The following is a 19,151-nucleotide window of genomic DNA, read 5'->3' as shown; positions in this document are numbered from 1 at the left end:
CACCGGGGAGTGCGCATGCGGGTCGTGGCGGTCATGAACTACAAGGGTGGCGTGGGGAAGACGACGCTGACCGCGAACCTCGGGGCGGTGGCGGCGAGCCGCGGTCTGCGGGTCCTCCTGCTCGACCTCGACCCGCAGACCAACCTCACCTTCTCGTTCTTCTCGATCGACGACTGGCACGAACGCCTGGCGGACCACCGGACGATCAAGCAGTGGTACGGCGCCGAGCTGCCCGGCCGGGACATCCCGCTGCCCCGCCTCGTCGTGTCGCCGGAACGGGTGAACGACGTCCTCGCCGGGACCGGCGGGCGGCTCGACCTGATCTCCTCCCACCTCGGCCTCATCGACATCGACCTCGAGCTCGCCGCGCTGCTCGGCGGGACCACCACCCTCGACGGGTCGAAGCGGCGGTTCCTGGACCTGCACGGGTGCCTGCGGCAGGCCCTTGCCGACAGCTTCTTCGCCGAGTACGACCTGGTCCTCATCGACTGCGCCCCGAACTTCGGCCTCGTCACCAAGACGGCGATCGTGGCGAGCGAGCGGATCCTCGTCCCGGCCAAGGCGGACTACCTGTCCACCCTGGGGCTGGACTACCTGGTCGGCAACTGCACCGGCCTGGTGCAGCAGTTCAACGACTTCGTCCACCACAAGGGCGGCGACCGGGAGCACGAGCCGATCGAACCCGAGTTCCTCGGCGTGGTGTTCACCATGGTGCAGATCTACTCCCAGCAGGTGACGGCCGCCCAGCAGGGCTACATCCAGGAAGTGCTGGTGAACTCCCAGGTTCCGGTGCTGAAGAGCCACATCCGCAACAGCCCCCGCCACTTCGGGGACGCCGGCGAGACCGGCGTCCCCGCCATGCTGCGCGCCACCGGGCGGGACGAGGTCGTGCGGGAGTTCGACGAGCTCGCCGACGAAGTCCTCGGCGCCCTTTCGCCGGCCGGTGGCCGTCCGTGAACGACCTGAAGCGGCTCGCCGCCCTGCAGGCCCGGGTGTACGAGTTCCTGGGGCACCAGGACGAGGCCACGCTGGAAGCGATCCTCGACGGCACGGCGCAGCTGACCGTGGCCGGCGCGGCCGAGGCTCCCCCGGCGCCACCGGATCTTCGGGCGCTGACGGTGGACAAACTGAAAGGGCTGGCCAGGCAACGCCGCTTGGGCCCGTACAGCAAGCTCACCAAGCCCCAGCTCATCGAACTGCTCACCGGCCACGGCTCCGCCGCACCTCCGGCCGAGCCGCCACCGCCACCGGCACCCGCTGCTCCGCGGCCGGTCGCCGGTCCGCCGCCCCCGGTCACCGCGAGGCCGGACGTCGACGCCGCCGCCATCGCCACGCACCTGCGGGAAACCGAAACCGAGGCCGAAGGCGCCGCCTACCTGGAGGCCCAGCGGCTCGATCGGGACAGCCTGCTCGCCGTCGCCGCCGCGCTGCAGCTCACGCGGGTGGAGCGGCTGAGCCAGAAGGAACTGAAGAGGCGGGTGCTCAAACAGGCCATCGGTGCCCGGCGCAAGTTCGCCGGGCTGCGGAAGTGGTGACCGGCGAGGGCCGTTCGATGCACCTGATCGGCGGCCGCCGCGTCACGGTGCCGGACCTGCTGGAAGCCGGCCTGCTCAAGGCCGGCGCGAAGCTCCGGTTCGAGCGCAAGCGCATCGGCGACACCTTCGACGCGACGGTCACCGCCGCGGGCCGGATCCGGCTGGAACCCGACGGAGAGGAGTTCCGGTCGCCCTCCCGCGCGGCGATGGTGGCCGCCGGGATGCGCGCGGTCGACGGGTGGCGGGCCTGGGTGGTGGTGGACGAGCGACGCCTGCTGGATGCGGTGCGCCAGGAGTTCCTCGACCGGGCGATCACGACCGCCGGCCGGCAGCCCGAAGACCGCGCGCCGCAGCGCGTCCACGAGCGCTTGCGGCAGGCCCGCACCCGCGCCGACCAGGAGGATCCCGAGCGCATCACCGTCCGCGAGCTCCTCAAGCTGTGGGGCGCGACCGACCGCGGGGACCAGGTCAACCAGATCGAAGCGGACCTCGCCAACCACGGGCTGGTGACGTCCCCCGGCTTCCGCGCGGTCACCCTCGACACCCTCGTCTCCCTGACGACGCCGCCGGACGAGCCCGAGGAGACGGCGACCGCCGACGTCCTGCCGGCCACCGAAGACGACGAAGGCGGCGGCGACCTGGACGTCCGCCTGACGGTGGGCAACCTGACCCCGCTCGACGGCGTGGCGTCCGTCGGGCCCAACAGCTCGCTCGAGGAAGCGATCACCGAAATGCTCCTCAACGACTTCTCGCAGCTCGCCGTGCTGAGCGGCCCGCGCAACCCCCGCGGCGCCGTGACGTGGCGCTCCATCGCGCAGGCCATGCACCGGAAACCCGACGCTACCGTCGCCGACGCGATCGTCCGCGCCGAGGTCGTCGCCTACGACCGCGACCTGTTCGACGTCCTGCCCACCCTGCAGCAGCGCGAGTTCGTGCTCGTCACGAACGAAGGCCGGGCCGTGATGGGCATCGTCACGACCGCCGACGTGGCCCGGCGCTACGGCGAGATGGCCACCCCGTTCTTCCAGCTGGGCGAGCTGGACCAGACGCTCCGCTGGATCCTGCGGTGCGCGCTGGACATCCCGACCGTCCAGCCGCTGTGCGGCCGGACGATCGAGAACTTCGACCAGCTGGCCTTCGGCGACTACCAGCGGATCCTGGAGAACAAGGACGTCTGGGACCGGCTCGGCTGGCCGCTGGACCGGCAGCGGTTCATCTTCCGCCTGGACCGGATCCGGCAGATCCGCAACAGCGTGATGCACTTCCACCCGGACCCGGTGTCCGAAGACGCGGTCGAGAAGCTGCGGAACTTCACCATGCTGCTGCACCGCTACCGCGGCCCGGCCTGACTACCGCATCCTCGGGTCCTGCGACGGGTCGGCGTACATCGGCGGGCACCCGTGTTCGACGGCTTCGGGCCGCAGTTCGTAGTGCCACGGTTCGTTGCGGTAGATCTGGCACAGCCCGTACCGGGCGCCGTGTTCGGCCAGCCATTCCCGGGCCGCGGGCGGGCCGATGTCGACCGCCTGCCCGCGCACGTGCGCGGACTTGTCCGCGGTGGTCACCCAGCGGGCCGCTGCCGCTTCCGAGCCGTGCTTCGCGATGCCCTGACGCCGTAGCTGCTCCTGGTACGCCCAGGAGCGCCAGCCGCCGTTGACGACGAACGCCACCCCGTCGGCCGCGGCGTCCGCCGCGGCCCGGCGCAGGGCGTCGAGCAGGTCGGGATCGAGGTTGGCCACGGCCGGGGACTCGTCGTCGAAGACCGGCAGGCCGTCCGGGACGGCGCCGTGTCCCGTGCCGAGGGTGCGCCGTGACGTGCGTTGGCTGGAGGTCATGGCCGCCAGTCAAGGCCGCGCGGTGTTGCCGGCACGTACGCGCTTTCCGATATGCGCCCGATATGCCCCCGCTCGTAGCATCGGCGGGGTGCGTGTCTTGATCGTCGAGGACGAGCCCTACCTGGCCGACGCCATCCGCGACGGCCTCCGGCTGGAAGCCATCGCGGCGGACACCGCCGGCGACGGCGACACCGCGCTGGAACTGCTGAGCGTCAACACCTACGACATCGCCGTGCTGGACCGCGACATCCCCGGCCCGTCCGGCGACGAGATCGCCCGGCACATCGTCGCCTCCGGCAGCGGCCTGCCGATCCTCATGCTGACCGCGGCCGACCGGCTCGACGACAAGGCCACCGGCTTCGGCCTCGGCGCCGACGACTACCTCACGAAGCCGTTCGAGCTGCGGGAACTCGTGCTCCGGCTCCGCGCCCTCGACCGCCGGCGCGCGCACAACCGGCCACCGGTGCACGAAATCGCCGGGCTGCGCCTCGATCCGTTCCGCCGCGAGGTCTACCGCGACGGCCGGTACGTGGCGCTGACGCGCAAGCAGTTCGCCGTGCTCGAAGTCCTCGTCGCGGCCGGCGGCGGCGTGATCAGCGCCGAAGAACTGCTGGAGCGGGCCTGGGACGAGAACGCGGACCCGTTCACCAACGCCGTGCGCATCACGGTTTCCGTGCTGCGCAAGCGGCTCGGCGAACCCGGGATCATCGCCACCGTGCCCGGCGTCGGCTACCGCATCGACACCGGGGACGAGCACCGTGGATAGGGAACCCGGCTTGAGCGCCCGCCTCAAGCTCACCCTCAGCTACGCCGGGTTCGTCATGCTCGCCGGCAGCCTGCTGCTCGCGGCCGTGCTCGTGTTCTACCTGTACTTCCTGCCCAAGGGCTGGATCATCACCGAGGGCAACTTCTGGATCAACCGGTCGCTCCTCGTCCGCGGCTTCGCGCCGTTCATGGCCGGGGTGCTGGTCGCCCTGCTGGTGTTCGGGCTCCTGGGCGGCTGGCTCCTCGCGGGCCGGATGCTCGACCCGCTGACGCGCATCACCGACGCCACGCGCGTCGCCGCGACCGGCTCGCTCTCCCACCGCATCCGGCTGCCCGGCCGCACCGACGAGTTCCGCGAGCTCGCCGACGCCTTCGACACCATGCTCGCGCGGCTCGAGGCGCACGTCGCCGAACAACGCCGGTTCGCCGCCAACGCGTCCCACGAACTGCGCACCCCGCTGGCGATCACGCAGAGCCTGCTCGACGTCGCCCTCAACGACCCCGAGCGCCCCACCGGCGAACTCGACGAACGGCTCCGGGTGGTCAACACCCGGGCGATCGAACTGACCGAAGCCCTGCTGCTGCTCAGCCGCGCCGAACAACGGGCCTTCCACCGCGACCACGTCGACCTGTCCCTGCTCGCGGAGGAAGCCGCCGAAACGCTGCTGCCACTGGCCGAGAAGCGGGATGTCACCATCGAGACGTCCGGCGACGCCGCCTCCGCACTCGGCTCACCGGCACTCCTGCTGCAGCTGACGACGAACCTGGTGCACAACGCGATCGTCCACAACCTGCCTGCGCAGGGCGCGGTCTGGGTCACGACCGGCGGCCGGGCCGGGACCGTGGCGCTCACCGTCGAGAACACCGGCGAGCACCTCCCGCCGCCCCTGGTCGCCACCCTCGCCGAGCCGTTCCAGCGCGGCACCGAGCGCATCCGCACCGACCAGGCGGGCGTCGGCCTCGGCCTGGCCATCGTCAAGAGCATCACCCACGCCCACGACGGAACACTCACCCTCACCCCACGACCGGCCGGCGGCCTCCGCGTCACCGTCCGGCTGCCCGCCGCACCGGCCCACCGCGCCGCGCGGCGATCGCACTGAGCCGGAACCTCCCGTCGCTACGCGATGGGGAAGTCGAAGTACGTGTCCGGGTAGGGCTCGTCCTTCAGGCCGTAGTGCCACCATTCGCGTTCGTACGCGGCGAATCCGCACCCCTCCATGACGGACCGGAGGCAGCTGCGGTTGACGGCGGCGGCTTGCGGGATGCCGCGGGCGTCGTGGTGGGAGCTCGGGTCCATCAGGTCGTGGCCGCCGCCCATGGCGGCCAGTTCGCCGGTGTCCAGGTGGTAGAGGGTCAGGTCGACGGTGCTGCCGCGGGTGTGGCCCGACCTCGCCGCCACGTAGCCCTTGGCGAACATCGCGGCCCGGTCGATGTTCGGGTAGTGCCACAGCTTCGTCCGGCCGTCCTCCGGCTGGTCGATCCAGCGCAGGAAGCAGTCGACGGCGCGTTGCGGGCGGTAGCCGTCCCAGAGCAGCAGGCCGAAGCCGAGGGACGCGGCCTTCTCCTGCGCCTCTCCCAGTGCCGCGCACAAGGTCTTCGTGCCGGCGATCCGGTTGACCAGGTACCCGTCCACCGGTTTGCCGGTGAAGTTGTCCCAGGTGGCGTACTTGGCGTCCCAGCGGATGCCCGGCACCAGCTCGTCCACGAAGGCGAAGTCGTCGTTCATCGGGATTTTCCGGTCAGGGCCAGCGAAACCAGCCGGTCGAGCAACTCCGGCAGCGGTACCCCGGCGGCCGCCATCATCCGGGGGTAGCGGCTGTACGACGTCAGGCCGGGCAGGGTGTTGACCTCGTTGAGGACCACCGTGCCGTCCTCCTTCAGGAACATGTCGACGCGGGCCAGCCCCCGGCACCCGAGAGCGCGGTAGATGGCCTTCGCCGTCTCCTGGACGCGCGCACGGGTTTCCGCCGGGACGTCGGCGGGCACGATGGGCGTCGAGTTCTCGGAACCGCTCTCGGGGGCGTCTTCCTGGTGGATCCGGAAAAAGCCGTGGGAGAGGGCGATCCGGTCGACCTCACCGGCGAACAGCTCCGCACCGTTCCCCAGTACGGCGCACCCGACCTCGCTGCCGGCGACGGCCTCTTCGATCAGCACCTTCGAGTCGTACTGCGCCGCGGCCCCGATCGCCGCCGCCAGTTCGTCCTCAGTGGACACTTTGCCGACGCCGAAGGACGAACCGGACCGGGCCGGCTTCACGAAGACGGGGTAAGTGAGCCCGCCGACGTCCTCGCCCGCCGACGCGGTCCGGAAGTTCGGCGTGGCGATGCCCGCACTCCCGGCGACGACGTAGGCGAGCGACTTGTCCATGCACAGAGCCGAACTCGGGACGTCACAGCCGGCGTACGGGATTCCGGAGAGCTCCAGGAGGCCCTGCATCGCGCCGTCTTCGCCGAGCTTGCCGTGCAGCACGGGCAGCACGACGTCCAGGCCGATCGTCTCGTACTTCCCGTCTTCGAGGACCAGCAACCCGGGGACGCTCCGGTCCGGGGACAGCACGACCGTCCGCCCGGTTTCCCAGTTCTCTTCCGGGCCGTCGCAGAGTTTCCAGGCGCCGCTCTTCGTGATCCCGATCCAGAACGGCTCGTACTTCCCGGCGTCGAGGTGCCGCGCGACCTCCCGCGCGGACTTCACGGAGACGGGGTGTTCTTCCGAACAGCCCCCGAAGACGATCCCGACCTTGAGCCTATCCATGCCGTTCCCCGCTTTCGAACTTCAGGCAGTTGATGATGGAGTTTTCGACGGTGTCGCCGAGCGCGTGGTCCGTGTAGTAGGCGGTGTGCGGGCTGACGAGCACGTTCGGCAGCTTCTGCAGCCGCACCAGCAGGTCGCTTTCGACGGGCCGCCCCCGGCAGTCCGCGTAGAAGATGCCCTCTTCCCCTTCGAGAACGTCCAGCGCGGCGCCGCCCAGCCTGCCGTTTTCCAGCGCCGAAACGAGTGCCTCGGTATCGAGAAGGGGCCCGCGCCCGGTGTTGACGACGAACGCACCGGGCTTCATCAGCTCGAGCCGCCGCCGGTCCAGGAGGTGGTGCGTCCCGGCGTCGAGCGGCGTGTGCAACGTGACGATGTCGCTCAGCCGCAGCAACTCGTCAAGGGAGACGTGGTCGACGCCGGCCCGGGGGCAGCTGTCGAACGCCACCACGCGAGAGCCGAAACCGCGCAGCCGGCCGACGACCGCGGTGCCGATCCGGCCGGTTCCGACCACCCCGACGGTGAGGTCACGCAGTTCTTTCCCGCGCACGTCGTTCAGCCGGTAGTCGTGTTCGTCCGCCCGGCGGATGACGGACTTGGCGTCCCGCACGAGCATCAACATCAGCATGACCGTGTAGTCGGCCACGCTGTCCGGCGAATAGCCGACGTTCCCGACGGTGATGCCGACACTCGCGGCGTATTCGACGTCGATGTGGTCGTAGCCGACGCTCCTCGTGGAGACGTAGGCGACGCCGGCCCGGCTGAGCGCGAGAAGAGCCGCGTTCGCGAGCGGCGTTTTGTGACCGACGCTGACGCACCGGTTGCCGGCCGCCAGTCCGGCGTTGGCCTCGGACGCCGGCGCGTCCGTGATGGTCGGTGTCACGCCGAAGCGCGGCGCCAGCTCCCGGAACAGCGCGGCCTCGTCGGGTTCACACCCGTAGATGGTCATTCCGGGTGCCGGTTCGCTCATGCCACCCAGTCAAGGGCGCGCGGCGTTGCCGGCACGTATGGGTTTTCCGATACACCGAGGATAAGTTACCGACCAGTAGCTCTCCTCAAGAGGCATGCCCCCCGAGCGAATCGAGCCAGCGCCGGAGGTGCGCGGCGGTCTCCGCCGCCTGTTCCTCGATGATCGAGAAGTGATCGGCCTCGATGCGCTCGGCCGGTCCACCGTGCTGCCAGGCGGGGACCGGGTCGACGTCGCCGAAGCTGCTCAGCGTGACGGCGGCCCGCAGGTTCAGCGTCGGCGCGGCGATCGGCTCGGCCTCCCGCTCGGGGAAGATCCGCACGTAGCCGCCCATCGCGACCAGGCCGTGGTCGTCGACGGGGATCAGGGCGTTGTCCCGGGCCAGGATCTGCCCCAGCGCGTCGGTGAGCACGACGCGGTTGAGTTCGAGGTCTTCCGGGGCGTAGGTGTCGATCATCGCGACCCCGGTGAGCTCGGCGCCGTCGGCTTCGAGCCGCCGGGCGACCGCGTGGGCGAGCGCACCACCGGCCGAATAGCCGACGAGGGCCACCGGGCTGTGCCCGAGTTCCGCCGCGACGGCCGCGGCGAGGCTCTCGATCGCCGCCGCCCAGGTCTGGGGCAGGTCGTCGCCGGCCCGCATGCCGGGCAGCCGCACCGCGCTGACCTGCCGCTCGCCGCCCAGTTCGCGGGCCAGGCGGGCGAACTGGTGCGGTCCCGAGCCCGCCAGGAACGAGGGGATGCAGACCAGGGCCGGTGCCGTGGCACCGCGCGCCAGGAGCTGCGCGGCCGGGCGCTGCGCGGCGGCCTCACCGGCGGAGTACGTGGTCATCAGCGCCGAACTCGCGATCAGCAGGGGCATTGCCCCGGCCAGCTCACCGCGGCGGTGCGCCGCCGACACGAGGTCGGTGATCGTGCCGCGCACGCCGGGCGGTGCCTGCTCGGCCACGCCGGTCCCGGCTTCCTCGAGCCGCGAGCGCACCAGTTTCGCCACATCGGCGGCGGTCGGGTGGTCGAAGATCAACGTCGACGGCAAGGTCAGCCCGGTCAGCTGCGCGAGCCGGTTCCGGAATTCGACGGCACCGAGGGAGTCGAACCCGAGCTCGGTGAACGGCGCTCCCGGGTCGATCGCGTCGCCGGACAGGTGGCCGAGGACCGCCGAAGCGACGTTGCGCACCTCCCGCACGATCACGCCGTCGCGGTCGGCGTCGGGCAGGGCGGCCAGCCGCCGCACCAGGCTGACCTCGGTGCTCGCGGCGGTCGCGGGCACCCGGATCATGCCGCGCAGCACCGCGGGCAGGGTGCCGCCGCGGGCCAGCGCGGTGAGCGCCGCCGTGTCCAGCAGTGCCGTCGTCAGCGTCGCCCGATCGGTCGCGACCGCGTTGTCGAACAACGCCATCCCGGACTCCGGGTCGATCGGCAGCAGGCCCAGCCGGGCCCGGATCTGGCGGGCGTACTGCTCGCCGCCGTCCCCGCCGAGCAGCCCGGCCATGCCGACGGTCCACAGTCCCCAGGCCAGCGAGTGCGCGGGCAGGCCCGCAGTGCGCCGCCCGCGGGCCAGCGCGTCCAGCACGCTGTTCGCGGCGGCGTAGTTGCCCTGGCCCTGCCCGCCGAGCAACGGCGCCGCGGACGAGAACAGCACGAACGCCGACAGCTCCAGGTCGCGGGTCAGCTCGTGCAGGTGCAGGGCCGCATCGACCTTCGGTGCCAGCACCCGGGTCGTCTGCTCGGGGGTGAGGGTGTCGAGCGTGCCGTCGGCCAGGACGCCCGCCGCGTGGACGACGGCGGTCAGCGGAGCGTCGGGGTCGATGCCGGCCAGCAGGGCCTCGACCGCGGTGCGTTCGGTGACGTCGCACGCCGCGACCCGGACGTGGGCGCCGAGCCCGGTCAGCTCGGCGGCCAGTTCGGCGGCGCCGTCCGCGGCTTCACCGCGCCGCGAGGCCAGCAGCAGCCGTCGTGCGCCGTGCGCGGTGACCAGGTGCCGGGCGACGATCGCGCCGATGCCGCCGGTCCCGCCGGTGACGAGCACCGTGCCCCTGTCGAACGACGGTGGCACGTCCGGTTCGGTGGCGGGCAGCGGCTGCAACCGCGGGGCCAGCAGCCGGCCCTCGCGAACGGCCGTGTGCGGCTCGTCCTGGGCCACGGCGTCAGTGAGCCACTTGACCGGCAGGGCGTCGCCGTCGTGGTCGACGAGCAGGAACCGGCCCGGGTGCTCGGACTGGGCGCTGCGCACCAGGCCCGCCACGGCGGCTCCGACGAGATCGGGTTCCTCGCCGGGCAGTCCGGCGGCCAGGCGCGTCACGATCGCGAGCCGTCCGGGGTGTTCGGCGGCGAGCCAGCCCTGCAGCAGGGTGAGCGTCGTCAGCACACCGGCGTGGATTTCCGCCGCGCCGGTGCCGCGGGGCGCCGACCACACCACTGTGCCGGGAACATCCCGCAGCGCGGCGAGTTCCGCCGGGTCGCCGAGCACCACGATGCGCTCTGTGTCCACTTTGGATACTGAAGGCACGTCGACCCACTCGAGGTCGTACAACGGTGCCGCGCCGCGCAGCCGGGCCAGCGCCTGCCGGTCGATCGGCCGGACCCGCACCGAATCCACGCTCAGCACCAGGGAACCGGTCGCGTCGACCGCGTCCACGCGCAGGGTGTCCGGGGCGATGCGGGCAATGCGGACGCGCAAGGCCCCCATGCCGGACTGGGCCAGCTGGACACCGTCGAAGGCGAACGGCAGCGACACCCCGTCCTCGGTGAGCCGGCCGGCCGCCGCGTGGAACACCGCGTCCAGCAGGGCCGGATGCAGTCCGAAGGCGGTGGCGCGCGCGGCGGCGCCGGGGTCGAGCGCCAGGTCGGCGAACACTTCCTCGCCACGCGACCACACGGCGCGGACCCCCTGGAACACCGGGCCGTACCCGAAGCCGAGGTCACCGAGCGCGCGGTACACCTGCGGCCCGTCGACCGGAACACCCGCGGCCGGGGGCCACTCCCGGGCCCAGTCCGGCGCCGCGACCGGTGCGGCGGGCGTGAGCAGGCCACGGGCGTGCAGCACCCAGGCATCGGCCTCGCGGGCGTGGACGGTCACGGTCCGGTGCCCGTCGGCGTCGGGTTCGCCCACGGCGAGCTGGATGTCCGCGGTGCCATCGGCCGTGAGGGCCAGCGGTGCCGCGAGCTCCAGTTCCGCCAGGCGCGGCACGCCGAGCCGGGCCCCGGCGGCCAGTGCCAGTTCCACGAATCCGGTACCCGGCACCACGACCGTGCCGAGGACGGTGTGGTCGGCGAGCCAGGGGTGCGTGCGCAGGGAGAGCCTGCCGGTGAACAGCCACTCGTCCGTGCCGGCGAGCTGCACCCGGGCGTGCAGCAGCGGGTGGTCGGCGGAGTCGGCACCGGCGAGCGGCGCGGCGGGCTCCGCGGGCAGCAGCCAGAACCGTTCGTGCTGGAACGGATAGGCCGGCAGCGGGATCCGGGGCTGCGGCCGGGATCCGAAGTAGGCCGCCCACCGCACCGGCACGCCCGCGCAGTGCGCGGTGGCGAGCGCGGTGACCAGCTGCTCGGGTTCGGCGACGGTGCGACGGGCTCCCGCGACGACCGTTGCGCGCGCTGCCGGGCCGGCCGCCAGCGTGGCGCGGGTCATGGCCGTCAGCACCGCGTCCGGGCCCAGCTCGACGAACAGGCCCACCCCCGAATCGAGCAGTGACCGCACCGCCGGGGCGAAGCGCACGGCCTCACGCACCTGCCGGACCCAGTACCCGGGCGTGTCCACCGCGTCGAAGGCGCCGGAAACCGTGGAGCACAACGGTATCCGTGGCTCGCGGTAGGTCAGGCCGTCGGCGATCTCCGCGAACCCGGCCAGCATCGGATCCATCAAGGCGGAGTGGAAGGCGTGGCTCACCCGCAGCCTGCTGGTCTTGACGCCCTCGGCCGCCAGCTTCGACTCCAGCGCCGCCACCGCCTCGGTGCTTCCGGAGAAGACCACCGCGTCGGGCGCGTTCACCGCGGCGAGCGAAACCGCCGGATCGGCCAGCAGCTCCACGGCCCGCGCCTCCGGCACCGCGGCGGCCAGCATGCTCCCGCCGGCCGGCAGCGCGCCCATCAACCGGCCGCGGGCCGCGACGAGCCGGCACGCATCAGGCAACGACCACACGCCGGCCACGTACGCCGCGGCCAGCTCGCCGATCGAGTGCCCGGCCACCACGTCCGGCGTCACGCCCAGCGACTCGACCAGGCGGTACATCGCCACCTCGAACGCGAACAACGCTGGCTGGGCGTACTCGGTGCGGTCCAGCAGCGTCTCGTCCGTCGCGCCGAACATCAGCTCCCGCAGCGAACGCCCCAGGTGGGTGTCGAATTCCGCGCACACCTCGTCGAGCGCGGCCGCGAAAGCCGGGAACGCCCGGTACAGCCCGGCGCCCATGCCGATCCGCTGGGTGCCCTGACCGGTGAACAGGAACGCGGTCGTGCCCGGCCGGCCGGGCACGACCGGCTCATCGGCGGCCAAGCGCGCCAAGCCGGCCAGCAGCGTCTCCCGGTCCGAACCCACGACGGCGGCGCGCTGCTCGAACCGCGCGCGGTGCAGTGCCAGCGTCACCGCGACATCGGTCAGGTCGAGCTCCGGACGTTCGTGCAGCACGTCGTGCAGCCGGCGTGCTTGGGTCCGCAGCGCGGCCGCCGTCCGCGCGGACAGCAGCAACGGCGTGACCGCCGGGCGCGGTGGCTCGACCGGCCGCGGCGGGACCGCGGGCGCCTCTTCGAGGATCACGTGCGCGTTGGTCCCGCTGATCCCGAACGACGACACCCCCGCCCGGCGCGGACGCTCCCCGGCCGGCCACGGCTCGGCCTCGGTCAGGATCCGGACCGCGCCCGCGGACCACTCCACGTGCGGCGACGGCGCGTCGACGTGCAGGGTGGGCGGCAGCACCTCGTGCCGCAGCGCCTGCACCATCTTGATCACCCCGCCGACCCCGGCCGCCGCCTGCGCGTGCCCGATGTTCGACTTCAGCGACCCGATCCGCAGCGGCTCGGGCCGATCCTGTCCGTAGGCGTTGATCAGCGCCTGCGCCTCGATCGGGTCGCCCAGCGTGGTGCCGGTGCCGTGCGCCTCCACCGCGTCCACCTCGGCCGCGGTCACTCGTGCGTTGGCCAGTGCGTGCGCGATCACCCGCTCCTGGGACGGGCCGTTCGGTGCGGTCAAGCCGTTGCTCGCACCGTCCTGGTTGATCGCGCTGCCGCGGATCACGGCCAGCACCGGACGCCCGTTGCGCTGCGCGTCGGACAACCGCTCGAGGGCGAGCACGCCGACGCCCTCGGCCCACGAAACACCGTCCGCGGCACTCGAGAACGGCTTGCAGCGCCCGTCCGGTGACAGCGCCCGCTGCCGGGAGAACTCCTGGAACAGCAGCGGAGTCGCCATCACCGTCACCCCGCCGGCCAGTACCAGCGACGCCTCCCCGGCCCGCAGGGCCTGCACCGCCAGATGCAGCGCCACCAGCGACGACGAACACGCCGTGTCCACCGTCACCGCGGGTCCCTCCAGGCCGAGGGCGTAGGACACCCGGCCGGAGACGACGCTGCCCGCCGAGCCGGTCGCCAGGTAGCCGTCCGCGGCACCGTCGGCAGCCGCGCGCGCCGAGTAGCCGTAGTCCTGGTACATGACGCCCGCGTACACGCCGGTATCGCTGCCCCGCAGCGAGCCCGGGTCGATACCGGCGTCTTCGAGCGCTTCCCAGGACGTCTCGAGCAGCAACCGCTGCTGCGGGTCCATCGCCGCCGCCTCACGGGGGCCGATCCCGAAGAACGCGGCGTCGAAATCGCCGGCGGCACGCAGGAACCCGCCTTCGCGGGTGTAGATCTTGCCGGGTTTGCCGGGGTCGGCGTCGTAGAGGTGCTCGACATCCCAGCCGCGGTCGCCCGGGATCGGGGTGATCGCGTCGACGCGGCCGGCGATCAGTTCCCAGAGCTGGTCCGGGTTCTCGACGCCGCCGGGGTACCGGCAGCTCATGCCGACGATCGCGATCGGCTCGCCGGCCCCGGCCTTGGTCCTCGTCGAAGCGGGGCCCGGCCGGGCCGGCGCGGAACCGTCGACGCGGGTGCGGAGGAAGCCCGCGACCGCGGCGGTGGTCGGGTAGTCGAACACCAGCGTGGACGGCAGCCGGACACCGGTCGCGGCGGTCACCTTGTTGCGGAACTCGACGCCGCCGAGCGAGTCGAAACCCAGTTCGGTGAACGGTGTTCCGGGGTCGATGGCGTCGGCCGACTCGTGGCCGAGGACCGCGGCGGCGATCGCGCGGACCTCGGTGCGGATCAGCGCTTCCCGCTGCTCGGCGGGGGCGTCGAGCAGCCGCTGCCGCAACGGGCTGTCGGCGATCCGGCCGCGTGCCGGCACGTGGATCAGGCCGCGCAGCACCGCGGGCAGCGTGCCGAGCCGGCCCAGCGCGGTGAGGGCGGGGGTGTCGAGCAGCGCGGTCAGCAGCATCGGTTCGCCGGTGGCCAGCGCGTGGTCGAACAGCTGCATGCCGGTGTCCGGCTCGATCGGGGCCAGCCCGAGCCGCGTGCGGATCTGCCGCACCAGCTGTTCGCCACCCGGGTCGTTCAGTGCCTCGGCCATGCCGAGCTTCCACAGCCCCCAGGCCAGCGAATGCGCGGGCAGACCGGCACTGCGGCGGGCCTGGGCGAGCGCGTCCAGGCCCGCGTTCGCGGCCGCGTAGTTGCCCTGGCCCGGCCCGCCGAGCAGCGGCCCGGCGGAGGAGAACAGCACGAACGCCGACAGGTCCAGGTCACGGGTCAGCTCGTGCAGGTGCCAGGCGGCATCGACCTTCGGGGCGAGCACCCGGTCCACCTGCTCGGCGGTCAGGGTTTCGACGGTGCCGTCGTCGACCACGCCCGCGGTGTGCACGACGGCGGTCAGCGGTGCGTCCGCCGGTACGGATTCCAGCAGCGCGGCGACCGCGGCGCGATCGCTGACGTCGCACGCGGCGACGCGGACGTCGGCGCCCAGCGCGGTCAACTCGGTGACCAGCTCCTCGACGCCCGGCGCGGCGGGCCCGCGGCGCGAGACGAGCAGCAGCCGGCGCACCCCGTGCCGGGTGACCAGGTGGCGTGCGGTGACGGCGGCCAGGCCGCCCGCACCGCCGGTGATCAGGACCGTGCCGTCGCCGAATGGCTCGCCGGTCGATTCGCCGGTGGTCGTCCGGATCAGCCGTGGTACCAACGTGGCATCGCCGCGGATCGCGAGCTGGGGTTCGTCCGTGGCGGCCGCGGCGGCGATCCGCCGGGGCAGGTCTGCATCGTCGAGGACGTCGACGTTCACGATGCGCCCCGGGTGTTCCGACTGCGCACTGCGGACCAGGCCGCGGACGGCCGCGGCCGCGGGGTCCGGCGTCTCGCCGGGCAGGCCCGCGCCGTTGCGGGTCAGCACGATCAACGTCGAGCCGGCGCAGCCCGGTCCGGCGAGCCAGTCGCGCAGCACCGCGAGGGCGTTGTGCACGGCGGTGCGGATGGCCGCGGGGACGGCGTCCGACGGCGTCGTTTCGGGCGCCCAGAAGACAATCGCGCCTGCGTGGTCCCCCGCCGCGAGCGCCGCGACATCCTCGAACGTCTCGTTGCACCCCGCGACGGGCCGGCCCAAGGCGACCAGGTGCCGATCCGGCACCGCGGGTGCCGTCACCGGCGTCCAGTCGAGGACGTAGAGCGGGCTGCGGGCACCGGCGAGAGCGCGCGCGTCCGCGGGCCGGGCGAGCACGGCGTCGATCGACAGCACCGCAGCGCCGGTGGCGTCGCAGGCGTCGATCCGTACCTTCCCGGAACCCAGCCGGCTGATGCGGGCGCGGACCGCCGTGGCGCCGTACCGGAACACCCGGACACCGGTGAAGGAGAACGGAAGCGGCAGCTGGCCGTCAGGCAGGTCGGCGGCAAGGCCGTCGATGGCGGCGTGGAAGATCGCGTCCAGCAGCGCCGGGTGCACGCCGAAACCCGCGGCCCGGCCCGCGGTCGTCTCGTCCAGGGTCACCTCGGTGAACACGTCGTCACCACTGGTCCAGGCGGCGCGCACGCCCTGGAAACCCGGGCCGTAGCCGAAGCCGAGGTCGGCGAGCCGGTCGTACAGCCGCGTGCCGTCGATCGGCGTGCCGTCGGACGGCGGCCAGTCGGGGTCGGTCCAGACCGGAGTCACGTCGTCGGCGGGGGCGAGGACGCCGGTGGCGTGCAGCGTCCACTCGGGCTCGTCGGTGGCGGCCCGCGAGTGGATCGACAGGCGCCGACGGCCGGTGTGGTCGGGCTCGGTCACCGAGACCTGGACGTCCACGGCGGCGGCACCGTCGAACAGCAGCGGCGTCGACAGCACGAGTTCGTCCACGACGGGCAGGTCCAGGCGGCGGCCCGCGGCCACCGCGAGGTCCACGAACCCGGTGCCGGGCAGCAGCACCGCTCCGAAGGCCGTGTGGTCGGCGATCCACGGCTGGTCGCCGGTGGAAAGCCGGCCGCTGAACAGCCATTCGTCGCGACCGGCGAGCGGCGCGGCGACCCGCAGCATCGGGTGCTCGAGCGTGGCGAGCCCGGCGCGACCCAGGTCACCGAGCGCGCCGTCGTCGGGCTGCACCCAGTAGCGGCGGTGCTGGAAGGCGTAGCCGGGCAGGTCGAGGTGGGTGACCGGTCGTCCCGGTGACAGCGGCGTCCAGTCGACGGCGACGCCCGAGCAGTGGGCGGCTGCGAGCAACTGCAGGAACTGGCCAGCTTCGTCGACGTTACGCCGTGACGCGGCCGCGACCAGCGAGCGGGACGCCACCTCGTCGGTCAGCGTGTGGCGGGTCAGCGCGGCCAGCACCGCGTCCGGACCGACCTCGACGAACCGGCGCACGCCCGCGTCGGCGAGCGACTGCACCGCCGGGCCGAACCGCACGGCCTCGCGCACCTGCCGCACCCAATACCCGGGCGTGTCCACCGCGTCGAAGGCGCCGGAAACCGTGGAGCACAAAGCGATTCGTGGTTTGTGGTACGTCAAGCCCGCGGCGACCTCCGCGAACTCGGCCAGCATCGGCTCCATCAACGCCGAGTGGAAGGCGTGGCTGACCGACAGCCGGGTCGTCTTCACCCCCTCCGACTTCAGCCGGTCCTCCAGTGCGGTGATCGCCGCCGTCTCACCGGAAAAGACCGTGGCCGCGGGTGCGTTCACGGCCGCCAGCGAGACCGTCCCGGCCGCGGCCAGTTCCAGCGCCCGCTCCTCCGGCACCGCGGCGGCGAGCATCGCTCCCCCGCTCGGCAGCGCGCCCATCAACCGGCCACGGGCCGCCACGAGCCGGCACGCGTCGGCCGTCGACCACACTCCGGCCACATAAGCCGCGGCCAGCTCGCCGATCGAATGCCCGGCCACCACGTCCGGCGTCACGCCGAACGACGCCAAGAGGCGGTACAGCGCCACTTCGAACGCGAACAGCGCGGGCTGCGTGAATTCCGTCCGGTCGAGCCGGTCACCGGCCTCGCCGGACATCACCTCGCGCAGCGAAACCCCGAGCAGGGCATCGAATTCCCGGCACAGCTCGTCGAGGGCCGCGGCGAACACCGGGAACGCGGCCGCCAGCCCGGCGCCCATCCCGGCCCGTTGCGCGCCCTGGCCGGTGAACAGGAAGGCCGTCTCGCCGGGGGTGGCGACCCCGGACACCACGTGCGGGGACGCCGAGCCCGCGGCCAGCGCGGTGAGGCCGGCCAGCAGACCGGCCCGGTCGGCGCCGAGCACCGCGCCGCGCCGGTTCAGCTGAGCGCGTCCAGTCGTGAGGAAGGCGGCGACATCGGCGTCCGCGGCCTCGGGGTGGTCGGCGAGCCACGCCAGCAGCCGGCCCGCCTGGGCCCGGAGCGCGGGCTCCGACTTGGCCGACAGCAACCACGGCGCCCGCAACTCCGGCTGCCGGGCAACCACCTCCGGGTCGGCCGCGGGGCCGGGCGGGGCCTCTTCGAGGATCACGTGCGCGTTGGTCCCGCTGATCCCGAAGGACGACACACCTGTCCTTCGTGGACGGTCGAGCGCCGGCCACGGCCGGGCCTGCGTCAGCAGTTCCACCGTGCCCGCCGACCAGTCGACCTCGGGGGTCGGCTCGGCCACGTGCAACGTCGAGGGCAGGACGCCGTTGCGCATCGCCATGACCATCTTGATCACGCCCGCGACCCCCGCCGCGGCCTGCGTGTGCCCGATGTTCGACTTCAGCGACCCGAGCCGAAGCGGCTCTTCGCGATCCTTGCCGTAGGTGGCCAGCAGCGCGTGCGCCTCGATCGGGTCACCCAGCCGCGTACCCGTACCGTGCGCCTCCACGGCGTCCACTTCGGACGCCGACAGCCGCGCACTGGCCAGCGCGGCCCGGATGACCCGCTCCTGCGCGGGCCCGTTCGGCGCGGTCAGCTGGCTGCTCGCCCCGTCCTGGTTCACCGCGGAGCCACGAACCACGGCCAGCACCCGGTGCCCGCCGCGCTCGGCGTCCGACAGCCGCTCCAGCACCAGCACACCCACGCCCTCGGCCCAGCCCGTGCCGTCCGCCGACGAGGAGAACGCCTTGCACCGCCCGTCCGGCGCCAGCCCGCGCTGCCGGGAGAACTCCACGAACGTGCCCGGGGTCGCCATCACCGTCACGCCACCGGCGAGCGCCATCGAGCACTCACCCTGACGCAGCGACTGCGCGGCGAGGTGCAGCGCGACCAAAGAGGACGAACACGCGGTGTCGACCGTCACCGCCGGCCCTTCCAGCCCGAACGTGTAGGCCACCCGGCCCGACGCGATGCTGCCCGCGCTCCCGGTCAGCAGGTAGCCCTCGAAGTCCTCGGGTGCTTGGGGGGTCCGGGTACCGTAGTCGTCGTACATGACGCCCGCGTACACCCCGGTGCGGGTGCCCCGCAGCGCCGTCGGGTCGATGCCCGCGTGCTCGAACGCCTCCCACGCCGTCTCCAGCAGCAACCGCTGCTGGGGATCCATCGCCGCCGCCTCGCGCGGGCTGATCCCGAAGAACTCGGCGTCGAACCGGTCCGCCTCGTACAGGAAGCCGCCTTCGCGGGCGTACGAGGTCCCGAGCTGGGCGGGGTCGGGGTGGTAGAGCTTTTCCAGGTCCCAGCCGCGGCCCTCCGGGAAGGGGCCGACCGCGTCACGTCCGGCGCTCAGCAGCTCCCAGAGGTCTTCCGGGGAGGCGATACCGCCCGGGAGCCGGCAGGCCATGCCCACGATCGCGATCGGCTCGTGGGCACGTTCTTCCAGCTCCTGCACCCGCTGACGGCTCTCCCGCAGGTCGACCGTGGCCCGCTTGAGGTAGTCGCGAAGTTTCTGCTCGTTGTCCATGC

At 72.8% G+C, this 19,151-nt stretch carries 9 protein-coding genes and 1 pseudogene; 5 read left to right on the top strand and 5 right to left on the bottom strand.

Going from position 1 to position 19,151, the window contains the following annotated elements; genetic code table 11:
- Positions 1-15 precede the first annotated feature (15 nt).
- From ACLJQE_RS22360 to ACLJQE_RS22350, 3 genes are read left to right on the top strand one after another with little or no spacing between them, the layout of a single operon-like run.
- Positions 16-957, top strand: coding sequence for a ParA family protein (locus tag ACLJQE_RS22360; protein ID WP_410641259.1), 942 nt, complete (start codon positions 16-18; stop codon positions 955-957).
- Positions 954-1,535 carry a hypothetical protein gene (locus tag ACLJQE_RS22355; RefSeq protein ID WP_410641258.1) on the top strand — a complete coding sequence of 194 codons (582 nt, stop codon included), beginning with the start codon at positions 954-956 and terminating at the stop codon, positions 1,533-1,535. The genes ACLJQE_RS22360 and ACLJQE_RS22355 overlap by 4 nt, the downstream gene beginning before the upstream one ends.
- On the top strand, positions 1,532-2,884 hold the full coding sequence (locus tag ACLJQE_RS22350; protein ID WP_410641518.1) for a CBS domain-containing protein: 1,353 nt from the start codon (positions 1,532-1,534) through the stop codon (positions 2,882-2,884). The genes ACLJQE_RS22355 and ACLJQE_RS22350 overlap by 4 nt, the downstream gene beginning before the upstream one ends.
- On the opposite strand, the gene ACLJQE_RS22345 is transcribed toward ACLJQE_RS22350, so the two are convergent.
- Positions 2,885-3,370, bottom strand: coding sequence for a D-alanyl-D-alanine carboxypeptidase family protein (locus tag ACLJQE_RS22345; RefSeq protein WP_410641257.1), 486 nt, complete (start codon positions 3,368-3,370; stop codon positions 2,885-2,887).
- A gap of 88 nt (positions 3,371-3,458) precedes the next feature.
- Between ACLJQE_RS22345 and ACLJQE_RS22340 the strand changes: the two genes are divergently transcribed.
- Together ACLJQE_RS22340 and ACLJQE_RS22335 are read left to right on the top strand one after the other, a co-directional pair.
- A complete protein-coding gene (locus ACLJQE_RS22340) occupies positions 3,459-4,136 on the top strand; it encodes a response regulator transcription factor (RefSeq protein WP_410641256.1) in 678 nt (225 codons plus the stop codon).
- Positions 4,137-4,146: 10 nt separating this feature from the next.
- Positions 4,147-5,235, top strand: a complete 1,089-nt coding sequence (locus ACLJQE_RS22335) for a sensor histidine kinase (protein ID WP_410641255.1) — start codon at positions 4,147-4,149, stop codon at positions 5,233-5,235.
- Positions 5,236-5,252: 17 nt separating this feature from the next.
- Here the strand turns inward: ACLJQE_RS22335 and vanX are convergent, their stop codons facing one another.
- The 4 genes and pseudogenes from vanX to ACLJQE_RS22315 form a co-directional block, all read right to left on the bottom strand.
- Entirely contained in the window at positions 5,253-5,861 is a 609-nt protein-coding gene (gene vanX, locus ACLJQE_RS22330; protein ID WP_410641254.1) for a D-Ala-D-Ala dipeptidase VanX, read from the bottom strand.
- Positions 5,858-6,886 (bottom strand): D-alanine--(R)-lactate ligase, encoded by a 1,029-nt coding sequence (gene vanA, locus ACLJQE_RS22325; protein ID WP_410641253.1) that lies wholly within the window; start codon positions 6,884-6,886, stop codon positions 5,858-5,860. Before vanA ends, vanX begins: the two co-directional genes overlap by 4 nt.
- Positions 6,879-7,853 carry a D-isomer specific 2-hydroxyacid dehydrogenase family protein gene (locus ACLJQE_RS22320; protein WP_410641252.1) on the bottom strand — a complete coding sequence of 325 codons (975 nt, stop codon included), beginning with the start codon at positions 7,851-7,853 and terminating at the stop codon, positions 6,879-6,881. Before ACLJQE_RS22320 ends, vanA begins: the two co-directional genes overlap by 8 nt.
- A gap of 85 nt (positions 7,854-7,938) precedes the next feature.
- Positions 7,939-19,146: pseudogene (locus ACLJQE_RS22315) on the bottom strand (SDR family NAD(P)-dependent oxidoreductase); the annotation flags it as partial.
- Positions 19,147-19,151 lie beyond the last annotated feature (5 nt).

Origin of the sequence: Amycolatopsis sp. lyj-346 (assembly GCF_046548975.1) — a bacterium.
Lineage (GTDB): Bacteria > Actinomycetota > Actinomycetes > Mycobacteriales > Pseudonocardiaceae > Amycolatopsis.
The sequence above is the reverse complement of the archived record's forward strand: the minus strand, read 5'-3'. Positions and strand labels throughout refer to the sequence as shown.

Excerpts from the sequence above, each read along its gene's own strand:
- ACLJQE_RS22360 (WP_410641259.1), top strand. The coding sequence starts at position 16 with ATGCGGGTCGTGGCGGTCATGAACTACAAGGGTGGCGTGGGGAAGACG.
- ACLJQE_RS22345 (WP_410641257.1), bottom strand. The coding sequence starts at position 3,370 with ATGACCTCCAGCCAACGCACGTCACGGCGCACCCTCGGCACGGGACAC.
- vanX (WP_410641254.1), bottom strand. The coding sequence starts at position 5,861 with ATGAACGACGACTTCGCCTTCGTGGACGAGCTGGTGCCGGGCATCCGC.
- vanA (WP_410641253.1), bottom strand. The coding sequence starts at position 6,886 with ATGGATAGGCTCAAGGTCGGGATCGTCTTCGGGGGCTGTTCGGAAGAA.
- ACLJQE_RS22320 (WP_410641252.1), bottom strand. The coding sequence starts at position 7,853 with ATGAGCGAACCGGCACCCGGAATGACCATCTACGGGTGTGAACCCGAC.